29 protein-coding genes and 1 rRNA gene are annotated in these 25,722 nt (G+C 69.5%); 6 read left to right on the plus strand and 24 right to left on the minus strand.

What is annotated here, in order from left to right; all coding sequences use genetic code 11:
• Positions 1–133: 133 nt before the first annotated feature.
• The 4 genes from ACV7JO_RS07485 to ACV7JO_RS07500 form a co-directional block, all read right to left on the minus strand.
• Positions 134–1,604 (minus strand): 16S ribosomal RNA (locus ACV7JO_RS07485).
• 578 nt (positions 1,605–2,182) lie between these two features.
• Positions 2,183–2,479, minus strand: a complete 297-nt coding sequence (locus ACV7JO_RS07490) for a translation initiation factor eIF-1A (RefSeq protein ID WP_470355716.1) — start codon at positions 2,477–2,479, stop codon at positions 2,183–2,185.
• Positions 2,480–2,593: 114 nt separating this feature from the next.
• Positions 2,594–2,830 carry a UPF0058 family protein gene (locus ACV7JO_RS07495; RefSeq protein ID WP_470355717.1) on the minus strand — a complete coding sequence of 79 codons (237 nt, stop codon included), beginning with the start codon at positions 2,828–2,830 and terminating at the stop codon, positions 2,594–2,596.
• Positions 2,831–3,130: 300 nt separating this feature from the next.
• Positions 3,131–3,289, minus strand: a complete 159-nt coding sequence (locus ACV7JO_RS07500) for a hypothetical protein (protein ID WP_470355718.1) — start codon at positions 3,287–3,289, stop codon at positions 3,131–3,133.
• A gap of 85 nt (positions 3,290–3,374) precedes the next feature.
• Here ACV7JO_RS07500 and msrB point away from each other — a divergent pair, with 85 nt between their 5' ends.
• Together msrB and ACV7JO_RS07510 are read left to right on the plus strand one after the other, a co-directional pair.
• Positions 3,375–3,782, plus strand: a complete 408-nt coding sequence (msrB, locus tag ACV7JO_RS07505; protein WP_470355719.1) for a peptide-methionine (R)-S-oxide reductase MsrB — start codon at positions 3,375–3,377, stop codon at positions 3,780–3,782.
• Positions 3,783–3,843: 61 nt separating this feature from the next.
• A complete protein-coding gene (locus tag ACV7JO_RS07510) occupies positions 3,844–4,551 on the plus strand; it encodes a DUF7978 family protein (RefSeq protein ID WP_470355720.1) in 708 nt (235 codons plus the stop codon).
• Between the two features lie 6 nt (positions 4,552–4,557).
• On the opposite strand, the gene ACV7JO_RS07515 is transcribed toward ACV7JO_RS07510, so the two are convergent.
• From ACV7JO_RS07515 to rpl7ae, 5 genes are all read right to left on the minus strand, one after another.
• Positions 4,558–4,797 (minus strand): glutaredoxin family protein, encoded by a 240-nt coding sequence (locus ACV7JO_RS07515; RefSeq protein WP_470355721.1) that lies wholly within the window; start codon positions 4,795–4,797, stop codon positions 4,558–4,560.
• Between the two features lie 87 nt (positions 4,798–4,884).
• Complete coding sequence (ndk, locus tag ACV7JO_RS07520; RefSeq protein WP_470355722.1) at positions 4,885–5,349, minus strand: nucleoside-diphosphate kinase; 465 nt, start codon at positions 5,347–5,349, stop codon at positions 4,885–4,887.
• Positions 5,349–5,732, minus strand: coding sequence for a 50S ribosomal protein L24e (locus ACV7JO_RS07525; RefSeq protein ID WP_470355723.1), 384 nt, complete (start codon positions 5,730–5,732; stop codon positions 5,349–5,351). Before ACV7JO_RS07525 ends, ndk begins: the two co-directional genes overlap by 1 nt.
• 2 nt (positions 5,733–5,734) lie before the next feature.
• On the minus strand, positions 5,735–5,962 hold the full coding sequence (locus ACV7JO_RS07530; protein ID WP_470355724.1) for a 30S ribosomal protein S28e: 228 nt from the start codon (positions 5,960–5,962) through the stop codon (positions 5,735–5,737).
• Between the two features lie 11 nt (positions 5,963–5,973).
• A complete protein-coding gene (gene rpl7ae, locus ACV7JO_RS07535; protein WP_470355725.1) occupies positions 5,974–6,336 on the minus strand; it encodes a 50S ribosomal protein L7Ae in 363 nt (120 codons plus the stop codon).
• Positions 6,337–6,633: 297 nt separating this feature from the next.
• Between rpl7ae and tmcA the strand changes: the two genes are divergently transcribed.
• The 3 genes from tmcA to ACV7JO_RS07550 are packed head-to-tail and all read left to right on the plus strand — an operon-like array spanning position 6,634 to position 9,532.
• Positions 6,634–8,874, plus strand: a complete 2,241-nt coding sequence (gene tmcA, locus ACV7JO_RS07540; protein WP_470355726.1) for a tRNA(Met) cytidine acetyltransferase TmcA — start codon at positions 6,634–6,636, stop codon at positions 8,872–8,874.
• Entirely contained in the window at positions 8,871–9,371 is a 501-nt protein-coding gene (locus ACV7JO_RS07545; protein ID WP_470355727.1) for a DUF456 domain-containing protein, read from the plus strand. Before tmcA ends, ACV7JO_RS07545 begins: the two co-directional genes overlap by 4 nt.
• Positions 9,368–9,532 (plus strand): DUF8014 family protein, encoded by a 165-nt coding sequence (locus ACV7JO_RS07550; RefSeq protein ID WP_470355728.1) that lies wholly within the window; start codon positions 9,368–9,370, stop codon positions 9,530–9,532. Before ACV7JO_RS07545 ends, ACV7JO_RS07550 begins: the two co-directional genes overlap by 4 nt.
• On the opposite strand, the gene ACV7JO_RS07555 is transcribed toward ACV7JO_RS07550, so the two are convergent.
• Positions 9,529–10,260 carry a GNAT family N-acetyltransferase gene (locus tag ACV7JO_RS07555; protein ID WP_470355729.1) on the minus strand — a complete coding sequence of 244 codons (732 nt, stop codon included), beginning with the start codon at positions 10,258–10,260 and terminating at the stop codon, positions 9,529–9,531. The genes ACV7JO_RS07550 and ACV7JO_RS07555 overlap by 4 nt on opposite strands.
• A gap of 117 nt (positions 10,261–10,377) precedes the next feature.
• Here ACV7JO_RS07555 and ACV7JO_RS07560 point away from each other — a divergent pair, with 117 nt between their 5' ends.
• Complete coding sequence (locus tag ACV7JO_RS07560) at positions 10,378–10,605, plus strand: hypothetical protein (protein ID WP_470355730.1); 228 nt, start codon at positions 10,378–10,380, stop codon at positions 10,603–10,605.
• A gap of 25 nt (positions 10,606–10,630) precedes the next feature.
• Here the strand turns inward: ACV7JO_RS07560 and ACV7JO_RS07565 are convergent, their stop codons facing one another.
• The 14 genes from ACV7JO_RS07565 to mvk form a co-directional block, all read right to left on the minus strand.
• Entirely contained in the window at positions 10,631–10,999 is a 369-nt protein-coding gene (locus tag ACV7JO_RS07565; protein WP_470355731.1) for a DUF8055 family protein, read from the minus strand.
• 3 nt (positions 11,000–11,002) lie between these two features.
• On the minus strand, positions 11,003–12,661 hold the full coding sequence (locus ACV7JO_RS07570) for an FAD-dependent monooxygenase (protein WP_470355732.1): 1,659 nt from the start codon (positions 12,659–12,661) through the stop codon (positions 11,003–11,005).
• Entirely contained in the window at positions 12,654–14,312 is a 1,659-nt protein-coding gene (locus tag ACV7JO_RS07575) for an electron transfer flavoprotein subunit alpha/FixB family protein (protein ID WP_470355733.1), read from the minus strand. Before ACV7JO_RS07575 ends, ACV7JO_RS07570 begins: the two co-directional genes overlap by 8 nt.
• 2 nt (positions 14,313–14,314) lie before the next feature.
• Positions 14,315–15,169 (minus strand): electron transfer flavoprotein subunit beta/FixA family protein, encoded by an 855-nt coding sequence (locus tag ACV7JO_RS07580; protein ID WP_470355734.1) that lies wholly within the window; start codon positions 15,167–15,169, stop codon positions 14,315–14,317.
• A 242-nt stretch (positions 15,170–15,411) separates the two neighbouring features.
• A complete protein-coding gene (locus ACV7JO_RS07585) occupies positions 15,412–15,741 on the minus strand; it encodes a 4Fe-4S dicluster domain-containing protein (RefSeq protein WP_470355735.1) in 330 nt (109 codons plus the stop codon).
• Positions 15,742–15,789: 48 nt separating this feature from the next.
• Complete coding sequence (locus ACV7JO_RS07590; RefSeq protein ID WP_470355736.1) at positions 15,790–16,701, minus strand: alpha/beta fold hydrolase; 912 nt, start codon at positions 16,699–16,701, stop codon at positions 15,790–15,792.
• Positions 16,702–16,738: 37 nt separating this feature from the next.
• Positions 16,739–16,945, minus strand: coding sequence for a hypothetical protein (locus tag ACV7JO_RS07595; protein ID WP_470355737.1), 207 nt, complete (start codon positions 16,943–16,945; stop codon positions 16,739–16,741).
• A 74-nt stretch (positions 16,946–17,019) separates the two neighbouring features.
• The gene (locus tag ACV7JO_RS07600) at positions 17,020–18,753 is read right to left on the minus strand and encodes a glutamate--tRNA ligase (protein ID WP_470355738.1); all 1,734 of its coding nucleotides are present in this window, start codon (positions 18,751–18,753) and stop codon (positions 17,020–17,022) included.
• Positions 18,754–18,850: 97 nt separating this feature from the next.
• The gene (locus ACV7JO_RS07605) at positions 18,851–19,690 is read right to left on the minus strand and encodes a CPBP family glutamic-type intramembrane protease (RefSeq protein ID WP_470355739.1); all 840 of its coding nucleotides are present in this window, start codon (positions 19,688–19,690) and stop codon (positions 18,851–18,853) included.
• A 105-nt stretch (positions 19,691–19,795) separates the two neighbouring features.
• Complete coding sequence (gene idsA3 / locus ACV7JO_RS07610) at positions 19,796–20,836, minus strand: geranylfarnesyl diphosphate synthase (RefSeq protein WP_470355740.1); 1,041 nt, start codon at positions 20,834–20,836, stop codon at positions 19,796–19,798.
• 3 nt (positions 20,837–20,839) lie between these two features.
• Entirely contained in the window at positions 20,840–22,186 is a 1,347-nt protein-coding gene (locus ACV7JO_RS07615; protein ID WP_470352807.1) for an RNase J family beta-CASP ribonuclease, read from the minus strand.
• A gap of 271 nt (positions 22,187–22,457) precedes the next feature.
• A complete protein-coding gene (locus ACV7JO_RS07620) occupies positions 22,458–23,942 on the minus strand; it encodes a DNA polymerase III subunit gamma/tau domain-containing protein (RefSeq protein WP_470352808.1) in 1,485 nt (494 codons plus the stop codon).
• 57 nt (positions 23,943–23,999) lie between these two features.
• Positions 24,000–24,743 (minus strand): isopentenyl phosphate kinase, encoded by a 744-nt coding sequence (locus ACV7JO_RS07625; RefSeq protein ID WP_470352809.1) that lies wholly within the window; start codon positions 24,741–24,743, stop codon positions 24,000–24,002.
• Positions 24,740–25,720 carry a mevalonate kinase gene (gene mvk, locus ACV7JO_RS07630; RefSeq protein WP_470352810.1) on the minus strand — a complete coding sequence of 327 codons (981 nt, stop codon included), beginning with the start codon at positions 25,718–25,720 and terminating at the stop codon, positions 24,740–24,742. Before mvk ends, ACV7JO_RS07625 begins: the two co-directional genes overlap by 4 nt.
• Positions 25,721–25,722: the final 2 nt, after the last annotated feature.

Here is a 25,722-nt window from a genome sequence, read left to right on the forward strand (position 1 = left end):
CCCGTCGGGAGTTGCACCCGACACCCCGTGAGGGGTATCCGCCTCGGATAGGTCTCGTGAGCCCAGCGGGCCCAACAGTCGGCGCTTGCCGACTACGTAGGTGGGCTGGGGCAAAGCCCCAGTCCCGTTCTGTAGGAGGTGATCCAGCCGCAGATTCCTCTACGGCTACCTTGTTACGACTTAAGCCCCCTTGCGGAGCCCAGATTCAACCATCGCATGATGGCTTCATCCGGACCCCACTCGGGTGCTTTGACGGGCGGTGTGTGCAAGGAGCAGGGACGTATTCACCGCGCGCTTCTGACACGCGATTACTACCGAATCCAGCTTCATGCGGGCGGGTTTCAGCCCGCAATCCGAACTACGACCACGTTTGGAGATTGGCTTCACCTCTCGGTGTCGCGTCCCACTGTCGTGACCATTGTAGCCCGCGTGTTGCCCGGTCCATTCGGGGCATACTGACCTACCGTTGCCCGTTCCTTCCTCCGCTTTAGCAGCGGCAGTCTCCGTAGTGTACCCGACTACCTCAGGGGTATCGCTGGCAACTACGGATGCGGGTCTCGCTCGTTGCCTGACTTAACAGGACGCCTCACGGTACGAGCTGACGGCGGCCATGCACCTCCTCTCAGTAGCTCGGGTAAGGTCGTCAACCTGACCGTCGTTACTACTGTCGGGACCGGTGAGATGTCCGGCGTTGAGTCCAATTAAACCGCAGGCTCCTCCGGTTGTGGTGCTCCCCCGCCAATTCCTTTAAGTTTCATCCTTGCGGACGTACTTCCCAGGCGGCTCGCTTATCGTCTTCACTACGGCACATCACGCACTCGTGGTGCGTGACATACCTAGCGAGCATCGTTTACAGCTAGGACTACCCGGGTATCTAATCCGGTTCGAGACCCTAGCTTTCGTCCCTCACCGTCGGGTCCGGTCTCTCGACGTGCTTTCGCCATTGGTGGTCCGTCCAGGATTACAGGATTTCACTCCTACCCCGGACGTACCCGTCGAGTCTCTCGGCCCCAAGCCGTGCAGTTTCCACCGGACGCCGACCAGTTGAGCTGGTCGATTTCCCAATGGACTTGCACAGCAGGCTACGGACGCTTTAGGCCCAATAAGATCGGCCATCACTCGGACTGCCGGTATTACCGCGGCGGCTGGCACCGGTCTTGCCCAGTCCTTGTTCCTGTACCACCTTACGGTACAGAAAAGCGAGGGCTATATGCCCTCGCACTCGGAGTCCCCCTATCGCACTGTCGTGCAGTGTAAAGGTTTCGCGCCTGCTGCGCCCCGTAGGGCCCGGTATCTTGTCTCAGATACCGTCTCCAGGCTCTTGCTCTCACAACCTGTACCGATTATGGGCATGGTGGGCCGTTACCCCACCATCTACCTAATCGGCCGCAGCCACATCCTACAGCGCCGGAACGTTTCCAGCTCTCGGCACTCCAGCCTGAGAGCTGTATCCGCTATTGGCCTCAGTTTCCCGAGGTTATCGCGGTCTGTAGGGTAGTTTGGCCACGTGTTACTGAGCTATATGCCGCGGGTCTGAACCCGCGCGACTAGCATGGCTAAATCGGACTCCGATAGCAATGGCCTCCGGCAGGATCAACCGGAATGTGCTGACTGAGTCAGCGGCGGGCGTTGCTCGATGCAACGTATGAGTGTGGTATCACTCCGTCGGAAGCGTAACACATTGGAATCTTCCAATGTTGACTGTTGGGTCCGTGGGCTCACATCAGATCCCTCCAGTACGGCGGACCGCAGGGCCGGGATCCTCATACTTCGAACACGGGCGGTGCCCCGAAGGGCGACCGCGGCGCGCTCTGAGCGAACGATTCGACCGGCGAGCCGGTCGAACCGTGTCGGGCCGGGGGCGCTCCCCGGCGCGACCTTCGCATTCATTCGGATGGGAGGGGTACATATAAATGACTCGTCTCGAAGCCGCCCTGTTGCGACCCCACACGCCACACACGTGACGTGACGCCGTCACACATCGAATCGCAAGACGTGGCCGTTGTGTCATCGGGAAAGATAATCTCAGTTACCGAAACGGTGGCTCGAGTTGTCGAGTGGGCGCCGCCGGAGGTGGTACAGAGCGCTATTGAGCGGGATAGAGACGCTCGTCCGCATCGGATGGAGTGCAACTTGACGGTAGCTGCGTCGCGGTGCCGCGCACGCGGCGCGTAGAGAATAATCAGGCGCTCAGCGAGTCGAGGTGGCCCTCGTCTCGGAGCTGGTCGGCGTCTTGCCCGTCGTATCGCCACTCGACGTTGGCCTTCTCGTCTTGCCAGTCCCACGGCTCGGCGAGGACGACGTCGTCCTCGTTGATCCACGTCCGGAACTTCATTCGACCGGGGATGCGCCCCATCCGGGTCTCGCCGTCCTCACACTGGAGTCGGACGTGGTTTCCGCCGAGGTGTTCCGTTACGACCGCGAACAGTTCGTCGTTCGTAGGCATGCGGAGGTTCCGCCGCCCTGTATCTTCGCTCACACTCGTAGTTGGGTCCCCAGACGTATAGTTCGCCCGAGAGTTGCGATACCGAGTCACACGACGGGGAAGGAGCGGAGGCTGGTCGGTGGGGAGTGTCGGAGAAGCGTCGGCGGCTCAGTCGGCTGCCAGCGTCAGCGGCTCGTCGGCTTCCTCGGCCATATCGTCGGTGAGACCGTGGGACAGTGCGAAGACCGCTTCCTTGTGGTCGGTCTTGGACTTGTGAATCGAGGTGGGTTTGACGCCAAGTGTCGCGTACTCGTCGTGTGCGACGACGGTGTCGCGCTCGATCTCGTAGTGGTTCTGTACTTGTGCGAGGAGTCCGTGCAGATGGATGAGTTCCTGCTTCTTCATGGATACCACAGCGTAGTGGACGGAGGGTTATAGTATTATCTTGCCAACTGTTCGCACGGACGGTGGTTGTGGGTGCCGTCGCGGGCAGTGTGGGCCGCCGAGTCGGCCCGGGACGTACACGAACGACCGCCCAAATTGTTGGGAATCGAATACTTAATCCGCGTGCGGAGGCTACGGACGGTGATGAACTGGAAACACCCACGAAACGAGACGGCAGCGGCACACAAGCAACGGGAGTCACGAAGCGGGACGCGGTGGTCGTTCCTCGCGGCAGCAGCGCTGGCGGCGTAGACCGGCGGCTCACTTTTCGACGGCGTCGTGTGGCCCGAGCGGCCCGTGGTTCGGACAGACGCCGGCTATCGGGGTCGCGTTGAGACAGCAGTGCCGGCGGTCCGTAGCGACGAGACCCGTCGAGAGTACAGCACCGCAGTACCGGCAGGTGTGCTCGGTATCGCCCATACCGCCCCTTCACGCCGACAGACCTAACACTGGCGGACGCGGGGAGCGGCCGATGGTATATACGCCGCGAGACCGTACGTGTGGTATGAACGACACGGAACGGGACCACCCGGAGTCGGACCGCGAGTGGCGCGAACGCCTCACGGACGAGGAGTACCGCATCCTCCGCGAAGCGGGGACCGAACCGCGATTCAGCAGCGACCTCCTCGATGTCAAAGACGACGGGGTGTTCACCTGCGCCGGTTGCGGTGCCGAACTGTTCGACAGCGACGAGAAGTTCGAGTCCGGCACCGGCTGGCCGAGCTTCTGGGACGTCTACGCGGCGGGCAACGTCGAGACCCGGCGCGACACCAGCCACGGGATGAACCGGACGGAGGTCGTCTGCGCGTCCTGCGGGGGCCATCTCGGACACGTCTTCGACGACGGGCCGGAGCCGACGGGCAAGCGGTACTGCATCAACGGCGCGGCGCTGGACTTCGAGGGCGACTCGTAGCGACCCGAGGCACCGGAACGCTTTTTTCGCTGTTCGGGATTGCTACGGGTAGGGTTGTCACGTGACGGACGACGAGGCAGACGCCGACGGCGAACCGGTCGGCCGGGCCGACGCGCCCGGCGCGACGAGTACCGATCCGCCGACCGCCGACGCGCCCGACAGAGACGCCGGCGGGGAGTCGTACCTGCTCAAAGCGAGCCTCCGGACGTTCCCGTGGCTCCGGACGGGTCTCGCGGCGGCGGGCGCGTTCGTGGCCCAGTACGCCGTCTTCGCGCTGCTTTTCGTCCTCGGCCCGTCGTCCATCGACGTAGACTCGCGCCGGGAGTTCGCGGTCCTGCTCGGTCTGCTCGTGTACAACGCGAACCACGTCCCGACGTTGGTCACGGCCGACGGCGCGACCATCTCGGGGAACCCGTACCGGAACATTCTCTACGGGGCACAGAGCGAGTCGGTCCCCGTCGTCGTGTTCTTCCTCGTCCCGATAGCGGCGCTGGTCCTCACCGGCGTCGCGGTCGAGCGGTGGCGCGGGGCCGACCGGACGGACAGCGTCTTCGAGGAGGCCGCGCTCGTCGGGACCGCGGTGGCGTTTGGCTACGTCGCCACCGGCCTCGTCGGGCACCTCGTCTTCGTCCGCGAGATAACGTTCCCCGAGGCCACCGGTTCCGCACAGCCGGCCGCGCTGTGGGCCGTCATCCTCATGTTCGCGCTGCCGCTCGTGTTCTCGACACTGGGCGCGCTGGTGATGTACGTCTACGCCGAGTACGCCTGAGCAGGGTTACGCGTACGTCCGCTCGGCGAACTCGAGGATGCGTTCGGACTCCGCCATCGTGACGCCGTACTCGTCGTCGACGAGCACCGGGACGGCGCGCTGGCCGGAGACGCGCTTGACCGCGTCGCGCTCGGAGTGCAGCGCCTCGACCCACACGCTCTCGTAGTCGACGCCGAGTTCGTCCAGCCGGTCCGCGACCGTCTCGCAGTACGGGCAGCCGTCGAGTCGGTATAGCGTCGTCGCCATACACACGCGACGGACGCGACGGCAAAGGCGGTTGCGCTTCCGGCGGCACCGCTCCCCGATAGCGTCGAAAGAAGTGGTGAAGCTGGCTTACTCGTAGAGCCAGCTCTCGTCGATGCGCTCCCAGTCGACCAGTTCGTCGTCGTCGAAGAACAGGTCGATTTCGCGCTCGTTCGCCCCCTCGTCCTCGTGGTCGGAGCCGTGGATGACGTTCCGACCGAGGTCGAGTCCGTAGTCGCCCCGGATGGTACCGGGCGCGGAGTCGGCGGGGTCGGTCTCGCCCATCATCCGGCGGACCTGCCGCGTGGCGTCCTGACCTTCCCAGACCATGGCGAAGACCGGACCGGCGGTGATGAACTCCACGAGGTCGTCGAAGAACGGCTTGTCCTCGTGTTCGCCGTAGTGCTGCTCGGCGAGGTCGCGGTCGATCTGCATGAACTTCCCGGCGACAAGCTTCAGCCCGCGGTCCTCGAACCGCGAGACGATGTCGCCGACGAGCCCGCGCTGGACCCCGTCGGGCTTGACCATCACGAAGGTTCGCTCGGCGTCGGCCATCAGGCCTCGGCCTCCTCGGCTTCCTCGTCGTCGCTGTCGTCGGACGACGCCTCGCTCTCGTCGTCCGCGTCCGCGGCGTCTGCTTCGTCGTCGGCCTCGTCGTCGGCTTCAGCCTCGTCTTCCGCCGCTTCGAGGTCGGGGGCCGCCGACTCGTCGGCTTCAGCTTCGGCCTCGTCCTCGGTTTCGGCGGCCGCCGCCTCGGCGGCACCGGCACCGCCGGCCTCGGTCCACTCGAGGTTGCGCGCCTCGCGGCCGAGGTCGGCGTTGTTCTCGCACTTCGAGGAGCAGAAGTGGACGGTCGAGCCGTCGTTGCGGACGAGCATCGTGCCCGTACCGGGCTCGATGTCGGCACCGCAGTAGTCACACTCGCGCGTTCGGGGCATGGTTACTGGCCTCCGATCTGGTCGGCCTCGCGGGCCGTCTCGCGCAGTTGGAGCACGTCGCCCTCGCGGACCGGGCCGAGCACGTTCCGGGTGATGATTCGCCCTTGGTTCTCGCCCTCGCGGATGCGGCACTTGACCTGCATGGCCTCGCCGTGCATCCCCGTCCGGCCCACGACTTCGATGACTTCGGCGGGCGTGGAGCCGCTGCCTTCGGATTCCTCAGCACTCATCAGTGGTCACCTCAGCGGAGCTCCTCGACCTTGTCGGCGATGTCCTCGACGTCGGCGTCGGCCTCGCCCGCGTCGACGACGGCGGCCGCGGCGGAGCCGACTTCGAGCCCGGCGGCGTGGCCGAGGTCGTCCTGCTGCTCGACGAAGATGTAGGGGACGCCCTTCTCGTCGGCGATTTCGGGAATGTGCATGACGATTTCCTCGGGCTGAACGTCCTCGGCGACGAGGACGAGTTCGGCCGAGCCGCGCTCGACGGCCTTCGTGGTCTCGTTGGTTCCTTTCTTCACGCTGCCTGTGTCTCGTGCGACCTCCAGCGCCTCGAGGGCGTCGTCCTCGAGGTCCGCCGGAACGTCGAAATCTACGTATACTGGCATTTGTAGGTCACCTCCTGCGCGCGGACTCAGGCTCCCCCGCCGTTCGCGGGTCGCCCCGCGGCGCACCCCGCTGGTGCGAGTTGTCCTGAGAAGGCTGGGAGCATCATCAACCCGGCGCAGGCTGTACCCCAATCTGTGCCACCGGCCCTAAAAGCGCTTTCGAAGCCGAAATCCCGTGACAGCGCGCCACACGGTCGCTGTCGGGCGGTCGCGCGCTGTGTAGGGGACGGGAGGGGGCGCGTTGCGGGGCGACCCGTCTCCGTCAGGCACATACTCGCGGGTCGCCCACGCTGGGGTATGGAACTCGCGCGGTCGCTACGCGAGGAGGCCCGCCGGACGAACGAGCGTCGGATGCTCGTGCTGGCTGGGCCGGCGACCGTGACGCGCGACCGCGCCCGCGAGGCGCTCGACGCGGCGGGCGTCCCACGCGCGGAGACGACGGTGGTCGGGCCGGAGCCGTTCCTCGACTGCGAGCACCGCGAGCAGTCCCGCGCCGGCGACCTGTTGGGGCGGACGCGGGCGGCAGTCGTCCTCGACGCCCACGGGGAACTGCGGCCCAACGCCGTGGGCCGGACCGTCGGGGCCGTCGACGGCGGCGGCCTGTTCGTCCTGCTCGCGCCGCCACTGGAGGCGTGGCCGGAGCGACGCGACGCCTTCGACGAGACGCTCGCCGTGCGGCCGTTCGGCGTGGACGACGTGACGGGGCACTTCCGTCGCCGACTGGTCGGGACGCTGCGGGCCCATCGCGGGGTCGCCGTCGTCTCGGTCGACGAGGACGGCGTGACCGTCGAGGACGACGGGCTGACCGACCCCGCACCGCGCCGGGCAGCACCGGCCCCGGAGCCGCCGGCGACCCACGCGTTCCCGGACGAGGCGTACGCGGCCTGTCGCACCGCTGACCAAGTCGAGGCGGTTCGCGCCTTCGAGGCGCTCCGGGAACCCGGCGCGGCGGTCGTCGCGGAGGCCGACCGCGGCCGCGGGAAGTCGAGCGCGGCCGGTTTGGCCGCGGCGTCGCTCGCGGCCGAGGGGCGAGACGTGCTCGTGACCGCGCCGGCGTACCGGAGCGCGAGCGAGGTCTTCGAGCGCGCCGGGGAACTGTTCGACGCGCTCGGCGCGGCGGTCGAGCGCGACGACCCGGCGACGCCACACCGCCTCGACGTGGACGGCGGCGGCCGGCTCCGGTTCGCCGACCCGGCGGACGCCGTCGACCTGCCGGAGCGCCCCGACGCCGTGGTCGTCGACGAGGCGGCGGCGCTGCCGGTCCGGCGGCTCGACGCCCTGCTCGCCGCGCCGGCCGTCGCGTTCACGACGACGGTCCACGGCTACGAGGGTGCCGGCCGGGGGTTCTCGGTGCGGTTCCGCGACCGCCTCGCCGAGAGCGACCACGCCGCGACCGACGTGACGCTGACGACGCCGATTCGCTACGCAGCGGCCGACCCGGTCGAGACGTGGGCGTTCCGGGCGCTATTGCTCGACGCGCGCCCGCCGGCCGACGAGTTGGTCGCCGACGCGACGCCCGAGACGGTCGCCTACCGGCGGCTGACGGCCGCGGACCTGCTGGCCGACGAACACCTGCTCCGGGAGGCCTTCGGCCTGCTCGTACTCGCACACTACCGGACCGAGCCGGCCGACCTCGCGCGCCTGCTCGACGCGCCGAACCTCTCCCTGCGGGCGCTGACCCACGGCGGCCACGTGGTTTCGGTCTGCCTGCTCGCGCGAGAGGGGGGCCTCGACAGCGAGACGCGGGCGGCGATGTACGGCGGCGGGCGGGTCCGGGGCAACATGGTTCCGGACGTGCTGACGACACAACTGCGCGACGAGGCCGCCGGCGTCCCCGTGGGCCAGCGCGTCCTCCGGGTCGCCACCCACGCCGCGGTCCGCTCGCGCGGGCTCGGCTCCCGCCTGCTCGGCGAGGTCCGGGCGGAGTTCGCGGACGGGGTCGACTGGCTCGGCGTCGGCTACGGGGCGACGCCGGAACTGGTCCGGTTCTGGCGGGCGAACGGCTACGGCGCGGTCCACCTCTCGACCTCGCGCAACGACGCCAGCGGCGAGTACTCGGCCGTGATGCTGGACCCGTGTTCGGAGGCCGGCGCGGCGCTGGCGCGGCGACACGCCGAGTGGTTCTGCGAGCGCGCCGCGGCGATGCTGTCGGACCCGCTCGACGACTGCGACCCCGACGTGGCCCGGGCGACGCTGCGCTCGGTCGACGCGGTGCCGCCGCTGGACCTCTCGCCGTGGGCGTGGCGGCTCGTCGCCGGGGTTCCCGGCGGCGCGGCCGTCCTCGATACGAACCCCGCCCCGTTCCGGCAGTTGGCCGTCCGGCACCTCGTGGCCGGCGACCCCGAGGCTCTGACCGACCGCGAGGAGCGCCTGCTGGTCCGGAAAGTGCTGCAGGCCCGTCCGTGGACGGCCGTCGCCGACGGACTGGGCTTCGTCTCGCGCCGGCAGTGCATGCGGGCGCTGGGCGGGGTCGCCGAAACGTTGACGACGCTGTACGGCGACACGTCGGCACGGGAGGAACTCGACCGCCACCGATGATACTCGCTCTCGACACCGTCCTCGTCGCCGTCGCCTTCGCCCTGCTGGTCGGCGGCGTCGTCGGCAGCCTCGTGCCGCAGGTCCCCGGCGCGCCCGTCTCGCTCGCCGGCGTCTACGTCTACTGGGTCGCCACCGGGATGACCGAGCCCGGCCCCCTCGTCCTCGCCGGCCTGACGCTGGTGGGCGTCCTGACGTGGGTCGTCGACTTCGCCGGCGGGGCCATCGCGGCCCGGGTCGGCGGCGCGTCCACGACGACAGCGGTCGTCGCCGGCCTCGTCGGCGTCGTCCTGTTTTTCCTCACCGGGACCGGCCCACTGGGGCTCGTCGTCGGCGTCGCCGCGACCGTCTTCGGGCTGGAGCTGTACCGCCAGCGCGACGCCCGGAAGGGGCTGAAAGCCGCCGTCGTCACCACTCTCGGGATGCTGGCCTCGGGCGTGATACAAGCGCTGCTGACCGGGTCGATACTGGTGGCGATGGTCGCCGTCGCCCTGCTATGACGACCTGCGAGGCGAGAGACTGCGAGCGCGACGCCGCGGTCGAGCTACACCTACCGCGGGGGGAGAACGAGCGGGTCTGTGCGGCCCACGCGCGAGCGCGGGCACAGCAGGACGGCGTCGTCGCGGAGCCACTGGCCGGCCGCGGGGACGGGTGGCCCTAGAGAGCCCGTTCGAGCATCACCTCGTCGACGTACTCGCCGTCGAGCTTGTAGTGGTCGGCGCGGACGGCCGCACGCTCCCAGCCGTGGGCTTCGAGGAAGGCGATGGCGTCCTCGTTGGTGGCCGGGACGGAGTTGTACAGCTTCTCGTAGCCGTTGGTCGCCGCCCACTCGGTGCCACGTTGGAGCAGGTGCGCGCCGATGCCGTAGTCCCGGTACTGTTCGAGGACGCCCAGCGTCAGCTCCGCGGTGTGGCTCAGCTTCTCGATCTCGGGATGTTTGAGGTGGACCCAGCCGACCACGTCGCCGTCGATGCAGGCGACGAAGAAGATGCGCGACTCCAGTTCGTTGTGCCGGAGGAGAACGCCCTCGGAGTCGACCACGCCGGCGACCGTCTCCGCGTCGACGTACTCGCCGCCGCCGATGGCCGCCCGGATGGCTCCGACCAGCCCGGTCAGGTCCTCCTGTCTGGCCTGCCGGATAGTGAACTCCACGTCGCCGGACTCGAACTCCTCGGCGACGGTGTCCTCGTAGGCGACGCGCAGGTCGCCGTCGCGCTCGTCGAGGACGCCGTCGCGTTTCAGGATGGCGACGTGGTGGCCGAACGGACGTGGCTCCATCCGGAGGGCGTTCCGGACGTTCTCCGCCGGCACCGAGCCGTGGGACTCGACGTACTCGTAGATATCCCGGCGGTCCGCGTGGTCGAACTGCAGTGGCTCTGTCAACTCCATGGTATTCGCTACCACAGGACAGTACTTAATGGTTTGTCATTACATAGTGACAGTAGCGGGGTCCAGCGGACGGCGGGTCGGCACGGGACTTTTGACGGCGGAGCAGCCAGTGAGGGTATGCACGGCGACGAGTGTCCGGCCTGCGGGCGCGAACTGATACCGTTTGCCGACCTTCCAGCGGAGACACGCGACCGCCTCGAAGCGGCCCCGGACAGACAGCGCCAGTCGGTGGCCCACCGCCGGGCGAAGCACACGGTCTGTCCGGAGTGTACGCTGGAGATTCACGGCTGCGGGCAGCCCTACGCCGTTCCGACGGCGGCACCGGACCCCGCCGCCACGGAGTAGCGGCCGCCGGCGCACGCCGGACGGCTCACCGCTCGGGGACGCCGGTCATGATTTCTGCGGTGTCCCGCGCGTCGCGGGTGTCGACGAGCAGTTCGGCGGCCTCGCGGACGGTGAAACGCCCGTCCAGTTCGACGCCGTAACAGGCCGCGTAGAGGCCGAGCCACGCGTTCATCGTCCGCTCCAGCCGGTCGAACGTCGCCTCGTCGAACCGGACCCACGTCTCCCCGGTCCGGGCCTCGCAGTACAGCGCCACGGTCGGCCCGAACCCGCGCCTGAGCAGGTCCGTCGCCAGTTCGTCGTCCGGCGGGTCGGGGTCCAGCGACTCGCGGTGCCGGTCGGCGCGGCGTTCGAGGTCGCGGAGGCGGTCGCGGAGTCCGTCGAACTGCTCGGACACGGGTCAGCCCTGCTCGAACTCGACGCCCTTGCCGCCGGCGGGGTGTTCCCAGCGGGTGTCGGCGACGACGGCACAGGTCCCGCACTCGACGCAGGGCTGGGTGTCGAGGCTGACGAGGTGCTCCTCGCGGCCGTCGGTCTCGACGCGCTCGTCGCGGTAACAGCCGCCGCCGAAGTCCGCTGCGCTGACCGGGCAGGCGGTGACGGCGGTCCCCGAGGCCTCGAAGGAGTTGTCGCGGAGTTCGATGTGGGGGTCGCCAACGTCGTAGGTCAGGTCGCCGATGCGGTCGTCGAGTTCGGGCGGCGAGACGGTGTTCTCGTCGGTCACCCGCTCGCCCAGTTCCTCCGCGATGACCGTCGGGAGCGTGACGTAGGGCAGTTTCGTGTCCGGAATCATCGAGACGAGCGTCGGCGAGTTGTACGCCCGCTCGACCAGCCCCGACGCCGCCCGCACGCCGAACCGCCCCAGCGCCGAGTCTGCGACGGCGTTGGCGACGCCGTCAAGCGGCCCGACCTCGCCGAGTCGCCCGACGACGCTGTAGCCGGTCGGGCGCAGTTTGTCCATGACGCCCTCGTCGCGGAGCTTCTGCTCGTAGAGCGCCCCGGCCCGGTCGGGGTCCCCGCGGGCCTTCGCGTCGGCGAACGCCTCGGCGGCCAGCGCGCCGGCGGTGACGGCGTGGTTCATCCCCTTGATGATGGGGCCTTGGGCCTGCATCTGCCCGGCGGCGTCGCCGACGAGGACGAGCCGCCCCTGATGGGGCGAGGGATGAGCGACCTTCTTCGAGTCGGGAACGAGTTTCGCGCTGTACTCGCGCTCCGCGTAGTCGTCGCCGAGCCACTGGGCCAACAGCGGGTGCGTGAGCAGGCCGTCGAGCAGGTCGTGGGGTTCGGCGCGCTCGTCGGCGAGGGAGTCGAGGTGGAAGACGGTCCCGATGGAGAGCGACGCCTCGTTGGTGTAGAGGAAGCCGCCACCGCGCACCCCGTCGAAGAGGTCCCCCGAGAACAGGTGGGCCTCGCCCTCGTCGTCGTCGATGTCGAACCGCTCGTTGACCGTCCCGGGCTCCATCTCGACGACGGCCTTCACGCCTTGGAACCACTCCGCCGGGTCCGCCCAGTCCATCAGCCCGGCGTCGCGGGCCAACTCGGAGTTGACGCCGTCGGCGGCGACGACGAGGTCGGCCCGTATCGGGTCCAGTTCCTCGCAGGTCACGCCGACGATGCGGCCCCGCTCCCGGAGCAAGCCGGTGACCCGGACCTCGGTCAGCAGACCCCCGCCCGTCTCGCGGGTGCGTTCGTGGACGCGCTCGGCGAGCCACGAGTCCATCTCCCGGCGGAGGACGGCGTCGGCCCACGCGGTGTCGTGGTGGTGGAGGTCGCCGATGTCGAAAGTCTTCACGCGGTCGCCGGCGACGTTGTGGATGTAGTTCTCGGTGACCGGCCGCTCGGTGGCCTCCGCGCGGAACTCCGGGAACAGTCCGTCGACAGTGTAGGGCGCGGACTCCTCGGCGTAGATGAGGCCGCCGGAGACGTTCTTCGAGCCGGCGTCGACGCCCCGTTCGAGGACGAGCGTCTCGACGCCGTTGCGCGCGAGATTCGCCGCCGCGGCCGCGCCACCCGGACCGCAGCCGACGACGACGGCCTCGTAGTGTTCGGCGTCAGTCATCGCCGGCCTCCTGTAGCGCCCCGACCAGTTCGCCCGCCTCGACCGCCTCGGTCAGCCGGGGGAGGACCTCGAACAGGTCCCCCCGGACGAAGTAGTCGGAGAAGTCGCGGATGTCGGCCTCGGGGTCGGTGTTGACGGCGATTATCGTGTCCGACTCGTCGCAGCCGACCTTGTGCTGAATAGCCCCCGAGATGCCCGCGGCGAGATATACGTCCGGCTCGACGACCTGTCCGGACTCGCCTATCTGGCGGTCCTCGCCGACGTACTGCTCGACGTGACCGTCAAACGAGTACGAGGAGGTGATGACGCCCCGCGAGAGGCCGAGGTCGGCCTCCTCGAAGGCGTCGACGAGGTCCAAAGCGAGTTCGATGCCCCGCGTCGGGTCGTCGCCGATGCCCCGGCCGACGGCCACGACCACGTCGTTGCCCGTGAGGTCGACCCCTTCCGAGAGCGTGTCGTGGTCCGCGACGGCGACGTGGAACCAGTCGTCGTCGAGAGCCAGTTCGTAGGCGACGACCTCGGCCTCGCGCTCGGGGTCGGGCTCGGGCAGGTCGAAGCTGCCGGGGATGACCGACGCGCCCTGCGGGTGGAAGTCCCGGTCGGGCTTGTCGATACAGAGGATCGTCGAGTACTCGAAGCCGGAGAAGTCCGGGCGCTTCATGTGGAGGACCCGCTCGAACTCCGTCTTGTCGCCGGCGGAGCCGACCTTCGCCGGATTGGAGATGACCTCGGAGTCGATGTACAGCCCCGAACAGTCCGAGGCCAGCCCGGAGTCCAAGGCCCCTTGGACGAGCGCCGAGAGGTCCCGGCCGTTGTTCGTCGCGGGGAAGACGGTGTATCGCGGTTCGTGGTACGTCTTCCAGTCCACGTCCTCGTGGCCCGCGCTGGCGAGGTCGCCCCCGGCCCGCATCATGTCGACGACGATTTCCGTGTAGGGGGTGTGGCGGAACCGTTCGAGCCGGTCGTCCTCGTGGTAGACGACGAGGTCGGCCCCGCAGGCGACGACGTCGTCGACGTGGTCGCTCGCGTCGGCCCCCACGAGGACGGCCACCACCCGCTCGTCCGCGTCGTAGCGCTCGTTGTAGCCGTCCATCAGCTCCCGGGACTTCCCCAGCATCTCCTTCGACACGTCGAGGAGGTCGCCGGCTTGGGTCTCGCAGTAGACCCACATGTCGCGGTACTCGCCGCCGACGGTCCCCTCGACCCACTGCTTGTCGTTGGTCGGGTGGTCGAGTTCGGGGTACTTCTCCTCGGGCGGGAGGGACTCGGTCTCCGTTTCGTCCCCGTCGTCGTCGCTCCCCTCGACGGACTCGATGCGGCTCTCTATCTGCGTTATCGCGGTCGTTCGCTCCTCGCCGGCCCGCTCGCGGTCGAGCATGTCGCGCAACACGTCGGCGTCGTCGACGTCCCGGACCAAGTTGGCGATGTCGGCGACGGTCAGGTCCGTCAGGTCGACCGTCTCGGGGTCGACGGCCCCATCGTCGTCCGCGACGCTCTCGATTCGGCTCTCGATGAGCGTCACGACGCCGGTGCGGCCCTCGCCGTCCTCCTCCAGCGCGAGCATCGCCCGCAGTTCGTCGGCGTCGTCGACGGCCTTGATTTTCGGGCCCAGTTCCGCTATCTCGTACTCGGTGGGGTCGATTTCGGGCACGGTCAGTCACCCGCCGCGTGGGGCGCGAGTTCGTCCACGACCCGTTCCATCTCGGCCGCGTCGTCGGCGTCGACCACCGTCGCCTCGCGCTCGGAGGGTGCCTTCGGGATGGGGTCGACGCCGGCGACGATGGTCGGCGAGCCGTCCAGTCCGATGTAGTCCGGGTCGAGGTTCAGGTCCTCGTGGTCCCAGACGGTGAGGTGGTCCTCGTAGTCCTCGGCCCGCCGGACGGTCTCGGCCCGGCGGTCCTTCTGTCGCAGCCGGTGGCCGGCCTTGCGGTAGGTCGGCTCGAACTCCGGGTCGGCGACGACGAAGCACGGCATCGGGGCCTCGACGGTCTCTATCTCCGAGATGTCACCCTCGACCAGCCGCTTGGCCCGCAGGACGCCCTCGTCGGTGTCTATCTCCAGCGAGACCACGTGGGTCACGATGGGCCAGCCCAGACAGTAGGCGGCCTGCGGGCCGGTGTGGCCCGTCTCCCCGTCGGCGGTCTTGAACCCCGCGAACACGAGGTCCGGCGGTTCGTCCAGCCGCTGGATACCAGTGGCGACGGTCATCGCGGTCGCCCACGTGTCGGCCGCGCCCATCTCCCGGTCCGAGAGGAGATAGAGGTCGTCGGCGTACACGTCGGCCATCCCCTCGCGCAGGACGTCCTCGTACCCGGGTGGCCCCATGCTCATCAGCGAGAGGTGGCCGCCGTTGCGGACCGTCGTCTGGAACGCCGCCCGGAGCGCGTGCTTGTCGTTCGGGTTCATCACTGTCGGCGTCTTCCCCCGTTCGAGGTGCCCGTCCTCGTCGAACGAGACCTGCCCCTCGCGGAAGTCGGGGACGCCCTTCGTCAGCACTACTGTGCGCATATGTAACACGACCCTCGTGAACGTACCTCACGAGCGGTCAGTAATAAACTTATGTTTACAACTCTGTCTGACACGTTCCGTGACTGAGCGGCGGCGAAGGAAAGCATCGACTACCGACAGCGCGCGGGAGAAGCGGCTGGAACCGGGGTTGCGACGAGAACGGCCGGCAGCGACGGCGACGAACGGACGGTAGGCCGCGGCGAAAGGGCGAACGACCGACTCGACCGGAGTCGACGAAGCGGTCAGATGCGGCCGGCGCGTCCGGGGTCGACATCGATGGCGTCGACGGGACAGACGTCGACACACAGCATGCAGTCGATGCACTGGTCCTCGTGGGCCGGGTCGGCCTTTATCTCGCTCTCGGGGTGGCCGGGCGTGTCGACCCACTCGAAGACGTCGACCGGGCAGTCCTCCAAGCACGCGCCGTCGGCGATGCAGATGTCGAAGTCGACGGCGACGTGTGTGCCGTGGATGCCCGCCGTCTCCGGTTCGTCGACCGGCCCCCAGACGTTGTGGCCGTCGTGTTGCTCGACGACGTCGCGGTTCTCCTCGAACTCCGGGTCTATGGCCATTGGTATCTAATCCCACTTCGCCGCGCTACTTAAAATTTCCATCGAACGTCAGCGGCTCCGGTCGGGACCGCCACGCCGTCGGTCGGTTCCGTCGCCCGTCCCGTTGCGGACCGCGTCTGGACCCCCGGGGCCGACCGGGCCGTCGCCGCGGCCGGCGAGGGAACGGTTGAGGAACGCGGTAGTCCGCTCGTAGACGTCGTCGTAGAACGCCCCGTGGAACGGGAACCCGTGGTCGCTCTCGACGGTCGCGTGCTCGACGGTCGTCAGCGGCTCCAAGGCCTCGGCGAACAGTTCGGACTGCACCGGCGGCACCGTCCCGTCGGCCGTCCCGTGGAGCAACAGCGTCGGCGGCATCGAGACGTCCGCGTGTGTCACCGGAGAGGCCAGTTCGTAGGCCTCCGGGACCTCCTCGGGAGTCCCGTCGAGGTATTTCCGGTGGGGAGCGTCGTCGGTCACGTCGTCGGCCTCGACGGCCTCGAAGTCGTAGACGCCGGCGTAGCCGACGGCGGCGTCGAGCGCCGACGAGGCACCGGGGTACAGCTTCGGCTCGAAGGCGGGGTCGTCGGCCGTCGCGGCCGCGAGCGCCACGAGGGTCGCGCCGGCGGAGTGACCGACGCCGACGACGCGGTTGGGGTCGGCCCCGTACGCCTCGCCCTCGGCGCGAACCCACTCGATGGCCGCCTTCACGTCGACGACCGGGGCCGGGAAGGTCCAGTCGGGTGCCAGTCGGTACTGGGGTTCCACGACGAGGTAGCCGTCCGCGGCCATATCGATGGCGTGGCGGGCGAACTCGCCCTTGTCGCCGACGAGAAACGCGCCGCCCCTGACGAGGACGGCGACGGGCTTCGGGCCGCCGACGGCCGGGCAGTCGTAGAGGTCGAGCGCCAGCCGCTGGTCCTCGACCGTCTGGAACGGAACGTCCCGCTGGACCGACACCGTGGTTTCGGCGCGCTCTGACACGGGCGTGACTGGGGCCCTGTGAGTAATAAGCCCGTCGTCAGAGGGCGCACCGGCCGGCACGGTGACCGGCGTCGTAGAGCCACCGCACGGCGTCGGCCGCCTGTCCCGGGTCGTGGCCGCGGTCGACCAGCGCGGCCCTGAGTTCGGCGTCGGTGGCGTCGCCGGCCCTGACGCCGTGTTCCTCCAGCGCACACAGCTCCGGTTCCGAGTGGTCCGCCAGCGTCAGCCACGCGCGTCCCTGCATGGATGCATCAAGCGGGGCCACCGGCAAAAGACTCAGTCAGACGGGCGGCGGACGGCCGACCCTCTCCCGCGCCGTCAGGGGTGAGCGAAGTACGCCACCGACTCGCCGTCGGCGTCGACGCTGTCGAGGCGGGCGAAGCCGACTCGCTCGAACTGGAGCAGATCGTCGGCCGCGTAGTCGAGCACGCCCGGTTCGGCGACGCCGGTCACGTCGCCGTCCATCGTCCGCAGGCGCAGCGCCGGCCCGTCGGCCGGTGCCCAGTGGACCACGTCGACGCCCTCCTCGCGGACCGCCGCGATGTCGTCGCCGACGTACTCGAAGGCGTCGCGGGTGTGCCGGACGCAACCGTACCCCTTGAGCCAGACGCGCTCGCCGTGGGGCGGCAGGTCGTCGCCCTCGACGGCGACGGACCCCGTGACCGGTATCTCGCGGCGGCCCCGCTCCTCGAAGTCGGGGTGTAGCGGCGGCTCGCCCGCGTCGGGGCCGCCGACGACCTGTCGCTCGACGAGACCGCCCGTCGCCTCGTCGTCCCGGACGAAGAAGGCCCGGTCGGTGTCGTCGTCTATCAGGTCGCGGTTGTTGGCGTACACCGACGACATGGCGAGGTCGACGTTCGACGTGGAGGTGCCCAGTTCGACCATCGCCGCGACGACGGCGTCGCCGCGGATGCCCCGCCGGCGCAGGCTCGCCACCGTCGGCGCGCGCGGGTCGTCCCAGCCGTCGAGTTCGCCGTCGGCTATCAACTCCGAGATGGTCGAAGTCGACATCGACACGTCGTACTCGTCCAGCTGGACGTGGCCCCAGTGGACGACTTCGGGGTACTCCCAGCCGAAGTAGTCGTAGAGGAAGCCCTGTCGCTTCGCCGAGTCCTGCAGGTCGATGCCGCGGATGATGTGCGTGACGCCCAGCAGGTGGTCGTCGAGGCCGCTCTGGAAGTCCAGCATCGGCCAGCACCGATAGTCGGCCGCTTCCTCGCGGGGATGGGGCGTGTCGACGATTCGGAAGGCCACCCAGTCCCGGAGCGCGGGGTTCTTGTGGGTGATGTCGGTGCGGACCCGGAGAACCATCTCGCCGCTCGCGTACTCGCCGTCGACCATCGCCTCGAACTCCTCGCGGACGGTCTCGACGCCCTTCTCGCGGTGGGGACAGGCCTCGCCGTCGTTTTTCAGCTCCGAGAACGCCGCCTGCGGACAGGAGCAGGTGTAGGCACCCCCCTTCTCGATGAGGTCGCGGGCGTACTCGTAGTAGGTCTCGACGCGGTCGCTGGCTTTGAACACCTCGTCGGGCTCGAACCCCAGATACTCGATAGCGTCGAGGATGGCGTCGTAGGCGTCGAGGTCCGGCCGCTTGGTCTCGGGGTCCGTGTCGTCGAAGCGACAGTAGAACTCGCCGTCGTAGCGCTCCTTGTAGGTGCCGACGACGGCGGCCATCCGTGCGTGGCCGATGTGCCACGGCCCGTTGGGGTTTGGCGCGACCCGCATCCGCACCGTCTCGTACTCCTCGGCGTTGGGCAGGTCCGGCAGCGGGTGGTCCTCGCCCTCGTCCTCGGCTTCGAGTTCGGCCAGCTTCTCGGGGGCGAGTTCGGCCAGTCGCTCGCGGCGCTCCGAACTACTCATCCCGTTGACCCGGTCGATGACCGGCGCGATGACGCCCGGAATCTCGTCGCCGTGCTCGCGGAACTCCGGGTACTCGCCCATCAACGGCCCCATGATAGCGCCGACCTGTGCCTCGCTGTCGTGTTTGACCGCGTTGAGCAGGGCGCTCACCTCGGCGGCGTCCCTGACCCGGTCGCGCAACTCGTCGTCCATTATCGGACCCTGCGGCTGGGAGGGTCAAAACGCCGTCGGGTTCGTCGGCGGAGCGGCGACGCGGACGCCCAGAGCGGGGCGGCGGAACCGCCCGGACTCACTCGCGGTCGGCCGAGCCGGGCCGCCACGAGAGGGCGGCCCCGTCCGCGTCGCCGTGACGGGTCACCGCGGCGACGAGCGCGACGGCGGCACCGAACTCGACGACCATCGACGGGAGGACCAGCGCCGGCGGGACGTGACCCGCGACCAGCACGGGCGGCCGATTCATCGTCGTGTGCAACAGCGCGACCAGCCAGAGGTTCCCGGAGAGGGCGTAGACGGCCCCGTACGCGAGGCCGATGACGGTCAGTTCGACCAGCCGGCCGGCGAGCGCGCCGCCGACGCCGTTGCCCAACACGATGAACCACCGCGGGAGGTGAAAGAGGGCGAACAGCACCGCCGCGACGACGACGCCGACCGCGACCGCACGGCGCGGGCCGCCGCCGACGAGCGACACGACCTTCGACTGGAGGTACGCGCGGAAGAACAGCTCCTCGGGCAGCGCCGTGAACAGGGCGGTACTCAGGAACGCCGCGAGGTACGGAAGCGGGTGAGCGAGGGCCCGCGACGCCGCGGGCTCGAAGCCGGCCAGCCCGCCCAGCGCGAGCGCGTACGCGGCGACGTTGTAGAGCGCCCAGAACGCGAGGAGGACGCCGACGGCGGAGGCTGCCGACCGGGCGGCCGGGATGACCGACCGCGGGTCGATTCCCTCAACGGCGAACGCGCCGACCGCGAGCGCGGTGAGGAAGACGGCCCACGCGATACCCAACACCGGCGGCGGCGACCCGCCACCGACGAGCGTGAATCCGACGAGGGGAGCCACAGTCAGGAGGTACGCTACGACGGGGACCAGCGGCCCGCGGTCGAACGACGGCGGGCCGACGGCTGTGAGCGACATCCGGTCGGTGTTCGCGCGACCGCGGAAAATGGACTTCGGTTCCGCGCGGTCGGTGCCCGCCGCGTGGGGCGGGTCGCGGCCGCGCGAGGGCTCGCCGCGGTGCCGTCAGTACTCTCGCTCGACGAGGTAGTCCGCGATGCCCGCGAGCAGGTCGCGGGGCTCGTTGTCGGGCAGGACTTCGAGGTTCGCCTTGCCGCTGGCGATGAGGTCCTGTGCCGTCTCGCGGGCGTACTCGATGGAGCCGACGGCTTCGAGTTCCTCGACGGCCGCGTCGATTTCGGCCTCGGAGACGGCGGCGACGGAGTCGGTCTCGACGAGGTCGTCGATGTCCAGCCCCTGCTGGCTGGCGTGCAGCGTCACGAGCGTCTGCTTGTTCTCGACGAGGTCCGAGCCCCGCTGTTTGCCGAGCTTTTCCGACGGCGTCGTCAGGTCGAGCAGGTCGTCCTGAATCTGGAACGCGCGGCCCACGTCGAGCCCGTAGTTGTACAGCGACTCGACGGTATCGGCGTCGGCACCGACGAGCGTCGCCGGGATGGCCGCCGCGGCCCCGTACAGCACCGCAGTCTTCAGTTCGACCATCTCCAAGTACTCCTCGGGCGTGACCGCATCGCGGCTCTCGAACTCGATGTCGAGCGACTGCCCCTCGCAGATGCGCGTACAGGTCGAGGCCAGCCGTTGGTTGGCCGCGACGGTCCGCTCCGGGGCCGCACCCGTGGCGAGCAGGAACTCGAAGGCCTTGGAGTACAGCGTGTCGCCGGCCAGAATCGCCGTCGAGAGGTCGTACTCCTCGTGGACGGAGGGGACCCCGCGCCGCAACGGGTCGTCGTCCATGATGTCGTCGTGGATGAGGGTGAACGTCTGGATGACCTCGATAGCGAGGGCGGCCGACAGCGCGTCGATGTCGTCGCCGCCGAGCGTCGGGAACGCGCGATAGTCGGCGGCGGGCGGTTCCACGTCGAGCAGGGATTCGGCCACCAGCAGCAACACGGTCGGGCGGAGCCGCTTCCCGCCCGCGTCCAGCAGGTAGCGGGTCGCCTCGTAGAGTCCCGCCGGCTTCGTCACCGGGAGGTCCTCGGGGAGCGCGTCGTTGACCCGCTCCCGGCGCGCGACGATTGCGTCTTCGACCCGCTGATGGCGTCCGGACATCTGTTACTCGGTGAGCTGAATCATGTTGCCGTTGCGCGTGATGTGGAGGTCACGGCCGACCTGATAGCCCATGTTCTCCGCGAGGTCGACGTACGGCGAGAAGCCTTCGAGGCTCTGGTGGGCCGGGATGACGTTCCGGGGCTGGAGGGCGTCGAGCATCTCGTAGTGGCCCTCCTGTCGGAGGTGGCCCGAGACGTGGATGTCGTCGTAAATGCGAGCGCCCTGCATGCCGAGCAGCTTCTCGGACTGGTAGCGCTGGCCCTCGTTGGTCGGCTCCGGGATGACCCGGGCCGAGAAGATGACCTTGTCGCCGTCGTCTAGCTCGTAGGGCGTCTCGCCCCGTCCCATGCGGGTGAGCATCGCGCGGGGCTCGCCCTGGTGGCCGGTGACGATGGGCAGGAAGTTCTCCTTGCCCTCGTTCATGATGCGCTTGAACGTCCGGTCGACGGACTTGCGGTGGCCGTACATCCCGAGGTCCTCCGGGAAGTCGATGAAGTCCAGTCGCTCGGCGGTCCCGGAGTACTTCTCCATCGAGCGGCCAAGCAGGACCGGCTGGCGGCCGATGTCGTCGGCAAACTCGACGAGACTCTTCACGCGGGCGATGTGCGAGGAGAACGTGGTGGCGACGATGCCGCCGTCGTAGTCCTCGACGGAGTACATCACGTCCTTGAGGTGCCGCCGGGCGACGGATTCGGAGGGCGTGCGGCCCTTCTTGCCCGCGTTCGTACAGTCCTCGATGTACGCGAGGACGCCCTCGCCCTCGCGGCCGATCTCCCGGAACCGTTCCATGTCGATGGGGTCGCCGATGACCGGCGTGTGGTCCATGCGCTTGTCCAGTCCGTAGACGACCGACCCCTCCGGCGTGTGCAGGACCGGGTTGATGGCGTCGATGATGGAGTGGGTGACGTTGACGAACTCCAGTTCGTTGCGCTCGCCGATGGACATCGTCTCGCCGGCCTCCATCTTCACGAGGTCGTTCTGGACGCCGAACTTCTCCTCGCCCTTTATCTGCTGTTTGACCAGTTCGATGGTGAACGGCGTCGCCACGACGGGGGCGTCGTAGCGGTGGGCGAGCTTCGAGATAGCGCCGATGTGGTCGAGGTGACCGTGTGTCGGCACGATGGCCTTCACGTCGCCTTCGAGGTCGGACATGACGCGGTCGTCCGGAATCGCGCCCATGTCGATGAGGTCCAGCGAGTGCATCCGCTCGGTCTCGACGTTGTCGTGAATCAGTACCTTCGAGAGGTTCAGGCCCATGTCGAAGACGACGACGTCGTCTCCGGCACGGACGGCCGTCATCTGACGACCGACCTCCTCGTAACCGCCGATTGTTGCGATTTCGACTTCCATGGTTGTGGGTCCGAGTGGAAGCCGTCCGTGAACGCGCGGTCGGCAGGGGCGACGACGGTATCGGCTGCGAGGCGACGTCTCGGTTCCGTGGACTCCGCAGGCCGACCGGGGTCCGCCCGTAGCCTCGGAGTCCGCTGTGGAGGGGGCCGGATGCCCCACGACATCTGTCCGTCGTCTGCCGGCCGCCGAACCGCGGTCCGCGGGCGGCCGTGCGCTCGGTTACCCGTCGCTACAACGTGGCGTCTTAAAACGGTGTGGGTTCGCTCGCGGGCTACTCGTCGTCGAGCGCGTCCGAGAGCGGGTCGCCGTCGTCCGCGACTTCGAACCCGTCGACGCCCTCGTCGGCGAGCGTCTCGTCGGCGTCGGCAGCGGCGTCGGGGTCCGACGGCGGCTGGTCGGCCTCGTCGTCCGGCCCCACGGCGTCGGCGAAGGGGTCGTCGCCGCCGGTCTCGTCCACGAACGGGTCGCCGCTGTCGCCGCCGTCGAAGAGGTCGTCGGTCGTCCGCGGCTCGCTCGGTCCATCGGGGGTCCCCGCGCCGTCGGCCGGTGCGTCCGTCGTTCCGTCGCCGGGCGCACTCGCCGTCCCGTCGGCCGGCGGGGTGCCCGTCTCGTCGGCCAGCGGCGCGTCGCTCCCGCCGGTATCGGCCGGGTCGTCGACCGAGTCCGCGGCGTCGCCCGACTCGTCGCGCTCGGCGGGCGGCGTCTCGAACTCGGAGGGGTCCGGCGGCGTCCACTCCTGTGGCTCCGGCTCCGCCGGCCCGTCCGCCTCCTCGGCCGTCGAGTCGTCGGTATCGGGGTGTTGCTCGAACGACTGCGCGTCGGCGGGTTCCGACGCTTCCGATTCGTCGGATGGTGCGGGCTCTTCGACCGGCGCGGTATCGGCGGTCGGCGCGGGGTCACCGGCTCCAGCGTGTTCTCCGGTCGTCGGGGCCTCGTCGTCAGTTCCGGCTCGCCCCCCGGCTGCCGAGACCCCGTCGGCGTCGGCAGCACCCTCCGCCGCCGGCTCGTCGGCCGTCGGTGGCGCGTGCGTCGAGGAGTCGGTGTCGACGCCGTCCCCCGAACCGTCGTCGGCCGGAACCGGCTCTGACCGCGATTCACCGGCCACGTCCGTTCGATCGTCGGTGGTCGGTTGGTCGGCCGGCGTCGCCTCGGTGGCTGGAGTCGGGTCGTCGCTCGCGGTCGGCGACTCCCCACCTGCGGCCGGCGTCGCTTCCGCGTCCGGCGTCGGTTTCCTCTCGACGGGCGTCCCCTCCGGTTCGGGCTGAGCGGGTTCGGCGTCGTCCGACTCGACGGGGTCGACCGCCGACGCGGGCTCGGTGTCGTCTCCGTCGGCCGGCTCCGGGGTCGACGCCGGCTCTCTCCCGGCGTCGGTCGCGTCGGCGTCCGGCGAGTCACCGACGACCGGGTCCGCGGGCGTCATCGGCGGGGCGTCTTCCCCGTCGGCTTCCGCGGCGTCGGCCTCCGAGCCGGCGTGACTCGACAGCGCCGTCGCGGCACCGACCATCGTCGCGTCGGCGACCAGTTTGTGCACCAGCCCGAGGCCGCCGGAGACGGTCAGGAGGACGCCGAGGACACCGACGAGGACGCCCGCGACGGCCTGTGCGCCGCTTGCCTGCGTCGATAGTGCGAACGCGCCGTCGGTGAGGAGGTACGCGCCGACGGCGACCAGTCCGCCGCCGACGACGCCGACGACGAGGAGGTAGCCGAGGTACTTCGTACCGTAGCGGTAGACATCGGACAGCCCAACAGCAGACATAGTGCGACAATCGGTAACGGCGGTCAAATAGGTTACGACGGAGCCGGCCGGCAGCACTCAATCGGACCGGCCACCGACGGTCGTGCCAACGGCCTCGCCAGCGAGGAACGCGGCCAGTTCGTCGGGGCCGAACACCTGCGCCGGCGCATCGAGTGCGAGCAGCGCACGTACCTTGGCGGCCATCCCGCCGGAGACATCGGTGGCGTCACTCCCGCCCAGTGCGGCGGCCGCGTCGTCGAAGGCGTCGATTCGCTCGATGACCGCGTCGTCGGCGTCGAGGACGCCCGGGACGGTCGAGCAGACGCCGACCCGGGCCGCGTCAACCGCCGGCGCGAGTTCGGCGACGAGTTCGTCGCCGGAGAGTACCGTCGCGCCCTCGCCGGCGTGGGCGACCACGTCGCCGTGGAGTACCGGGACGAACCCCTCGCCCAGCAGCGTCCGGACCTGCGCGGTCGGCAGCGAGAGCGTCCCGTCGGCGTCCCGGCTGGCCGCCGAGAGCGGGTGGACCGGGACCGCCGGAACGCCCCGGTCGGAGAGAGCGTGGACGACGCGGGCGTTGAGCCGCTTCATCGCGCCGTGGATGGCGCGGACGCCGGCGGCGTCGCGGGTCCCCACGGTCGTGCTCACCCCGTAGTCGGCGGCGTGGTGGTGGCCGAAGCTCCCGCCGCCGTGGACGACGACGAGGTCGTCCGGGCCGTCGGCGACAGCGCCGGCCGCGGCCGCGAGCGCGTCGTCGTCGACGGTCTCGGGGCGCGTCTTCTCGGTGACGACGCTCCCGCCGAGTTTCAGGACCGTCGTCATTCCCGGCGGACCCCGTCGGTGTCCAGTTCCGCCCGGAAGGCGTCCTCGCAGCCGGGGGTGTACTTCAGCGCCGTGAGCGCGTCGTCGGTCTCGTCCAGCGCGACGATACACCCGCCGCCGCCCGCCCCGGTGAGCTTCGCCCCGTGGGCGTCGGCGTCGCGGGCGGCCCACACCATCGAGTCCAGCGACCGCGAGGAGACGCCCAACGCGGACAACAGCCCGTGGTTGAAGTTCATCAGGTCGCCCAAGGCGGCGTGGTCGTCGGCTTCGAGCGCCGACTCGCCCTTCCGGACCACGTCGCCGATGGCCCGCACCGTGTCGTCGGCGAAGCCGTACTCCTCGCGGAGGTCCCGGACGCCGGCGACCAGCGCGCCCGTATCGCCCGCGCCGCCGTCGTAGCCGATGACGAACGGGAGGTTGCCGACCCCGTCCAGCCGACGGCAGTCGTCGCCCTCCACGCGGACCGCGCCGCCCATCGCCGAGCAGAAGGTGTCCGCGCGGGAGGCCTGCCCGTCCTGTACCTCGTACTCGACTCGGTAGGCACGGTCGGCTATCTCCGCGGGCGAGAGGTCGACGCCCAGTTCCGCCGCGGCGGCGTCGATAGCCGCGACGCCGACGGCCGCCGACGACCCCAGCCCCGCGCCCAGCGGGATGTCGCTCTCGACGACGATTTCGAAGCCGGCGTCCGGTCGGTCGGCGACCGCGCGGGCTTGCTCGACCGCCTCGCTGATGTAGCCGACGCCGGCCTCGACCAGCGACTCGGCGACGTCGATGTCCGGATGGCCGTCGCCGTCGGTGTACTCGACGGTGTAGCCGTCGAGCGTGAGGTCGTCGGCGTGGACTCGCAGCCCCTCGTCTATCTCCCGCGCTGTGACCCGCGCCCGCCGCTCGATGGCGCACGGGACCGCCGGCTCGCCGTAGACGACCGCGTGCTCCCCGAAGAGGTAGACCTTCCCGGGAGCGCTCGACGTGACCATAC

This window comes from Haloarcula sp. MBLA0138 (assembly GCF_055632455.1).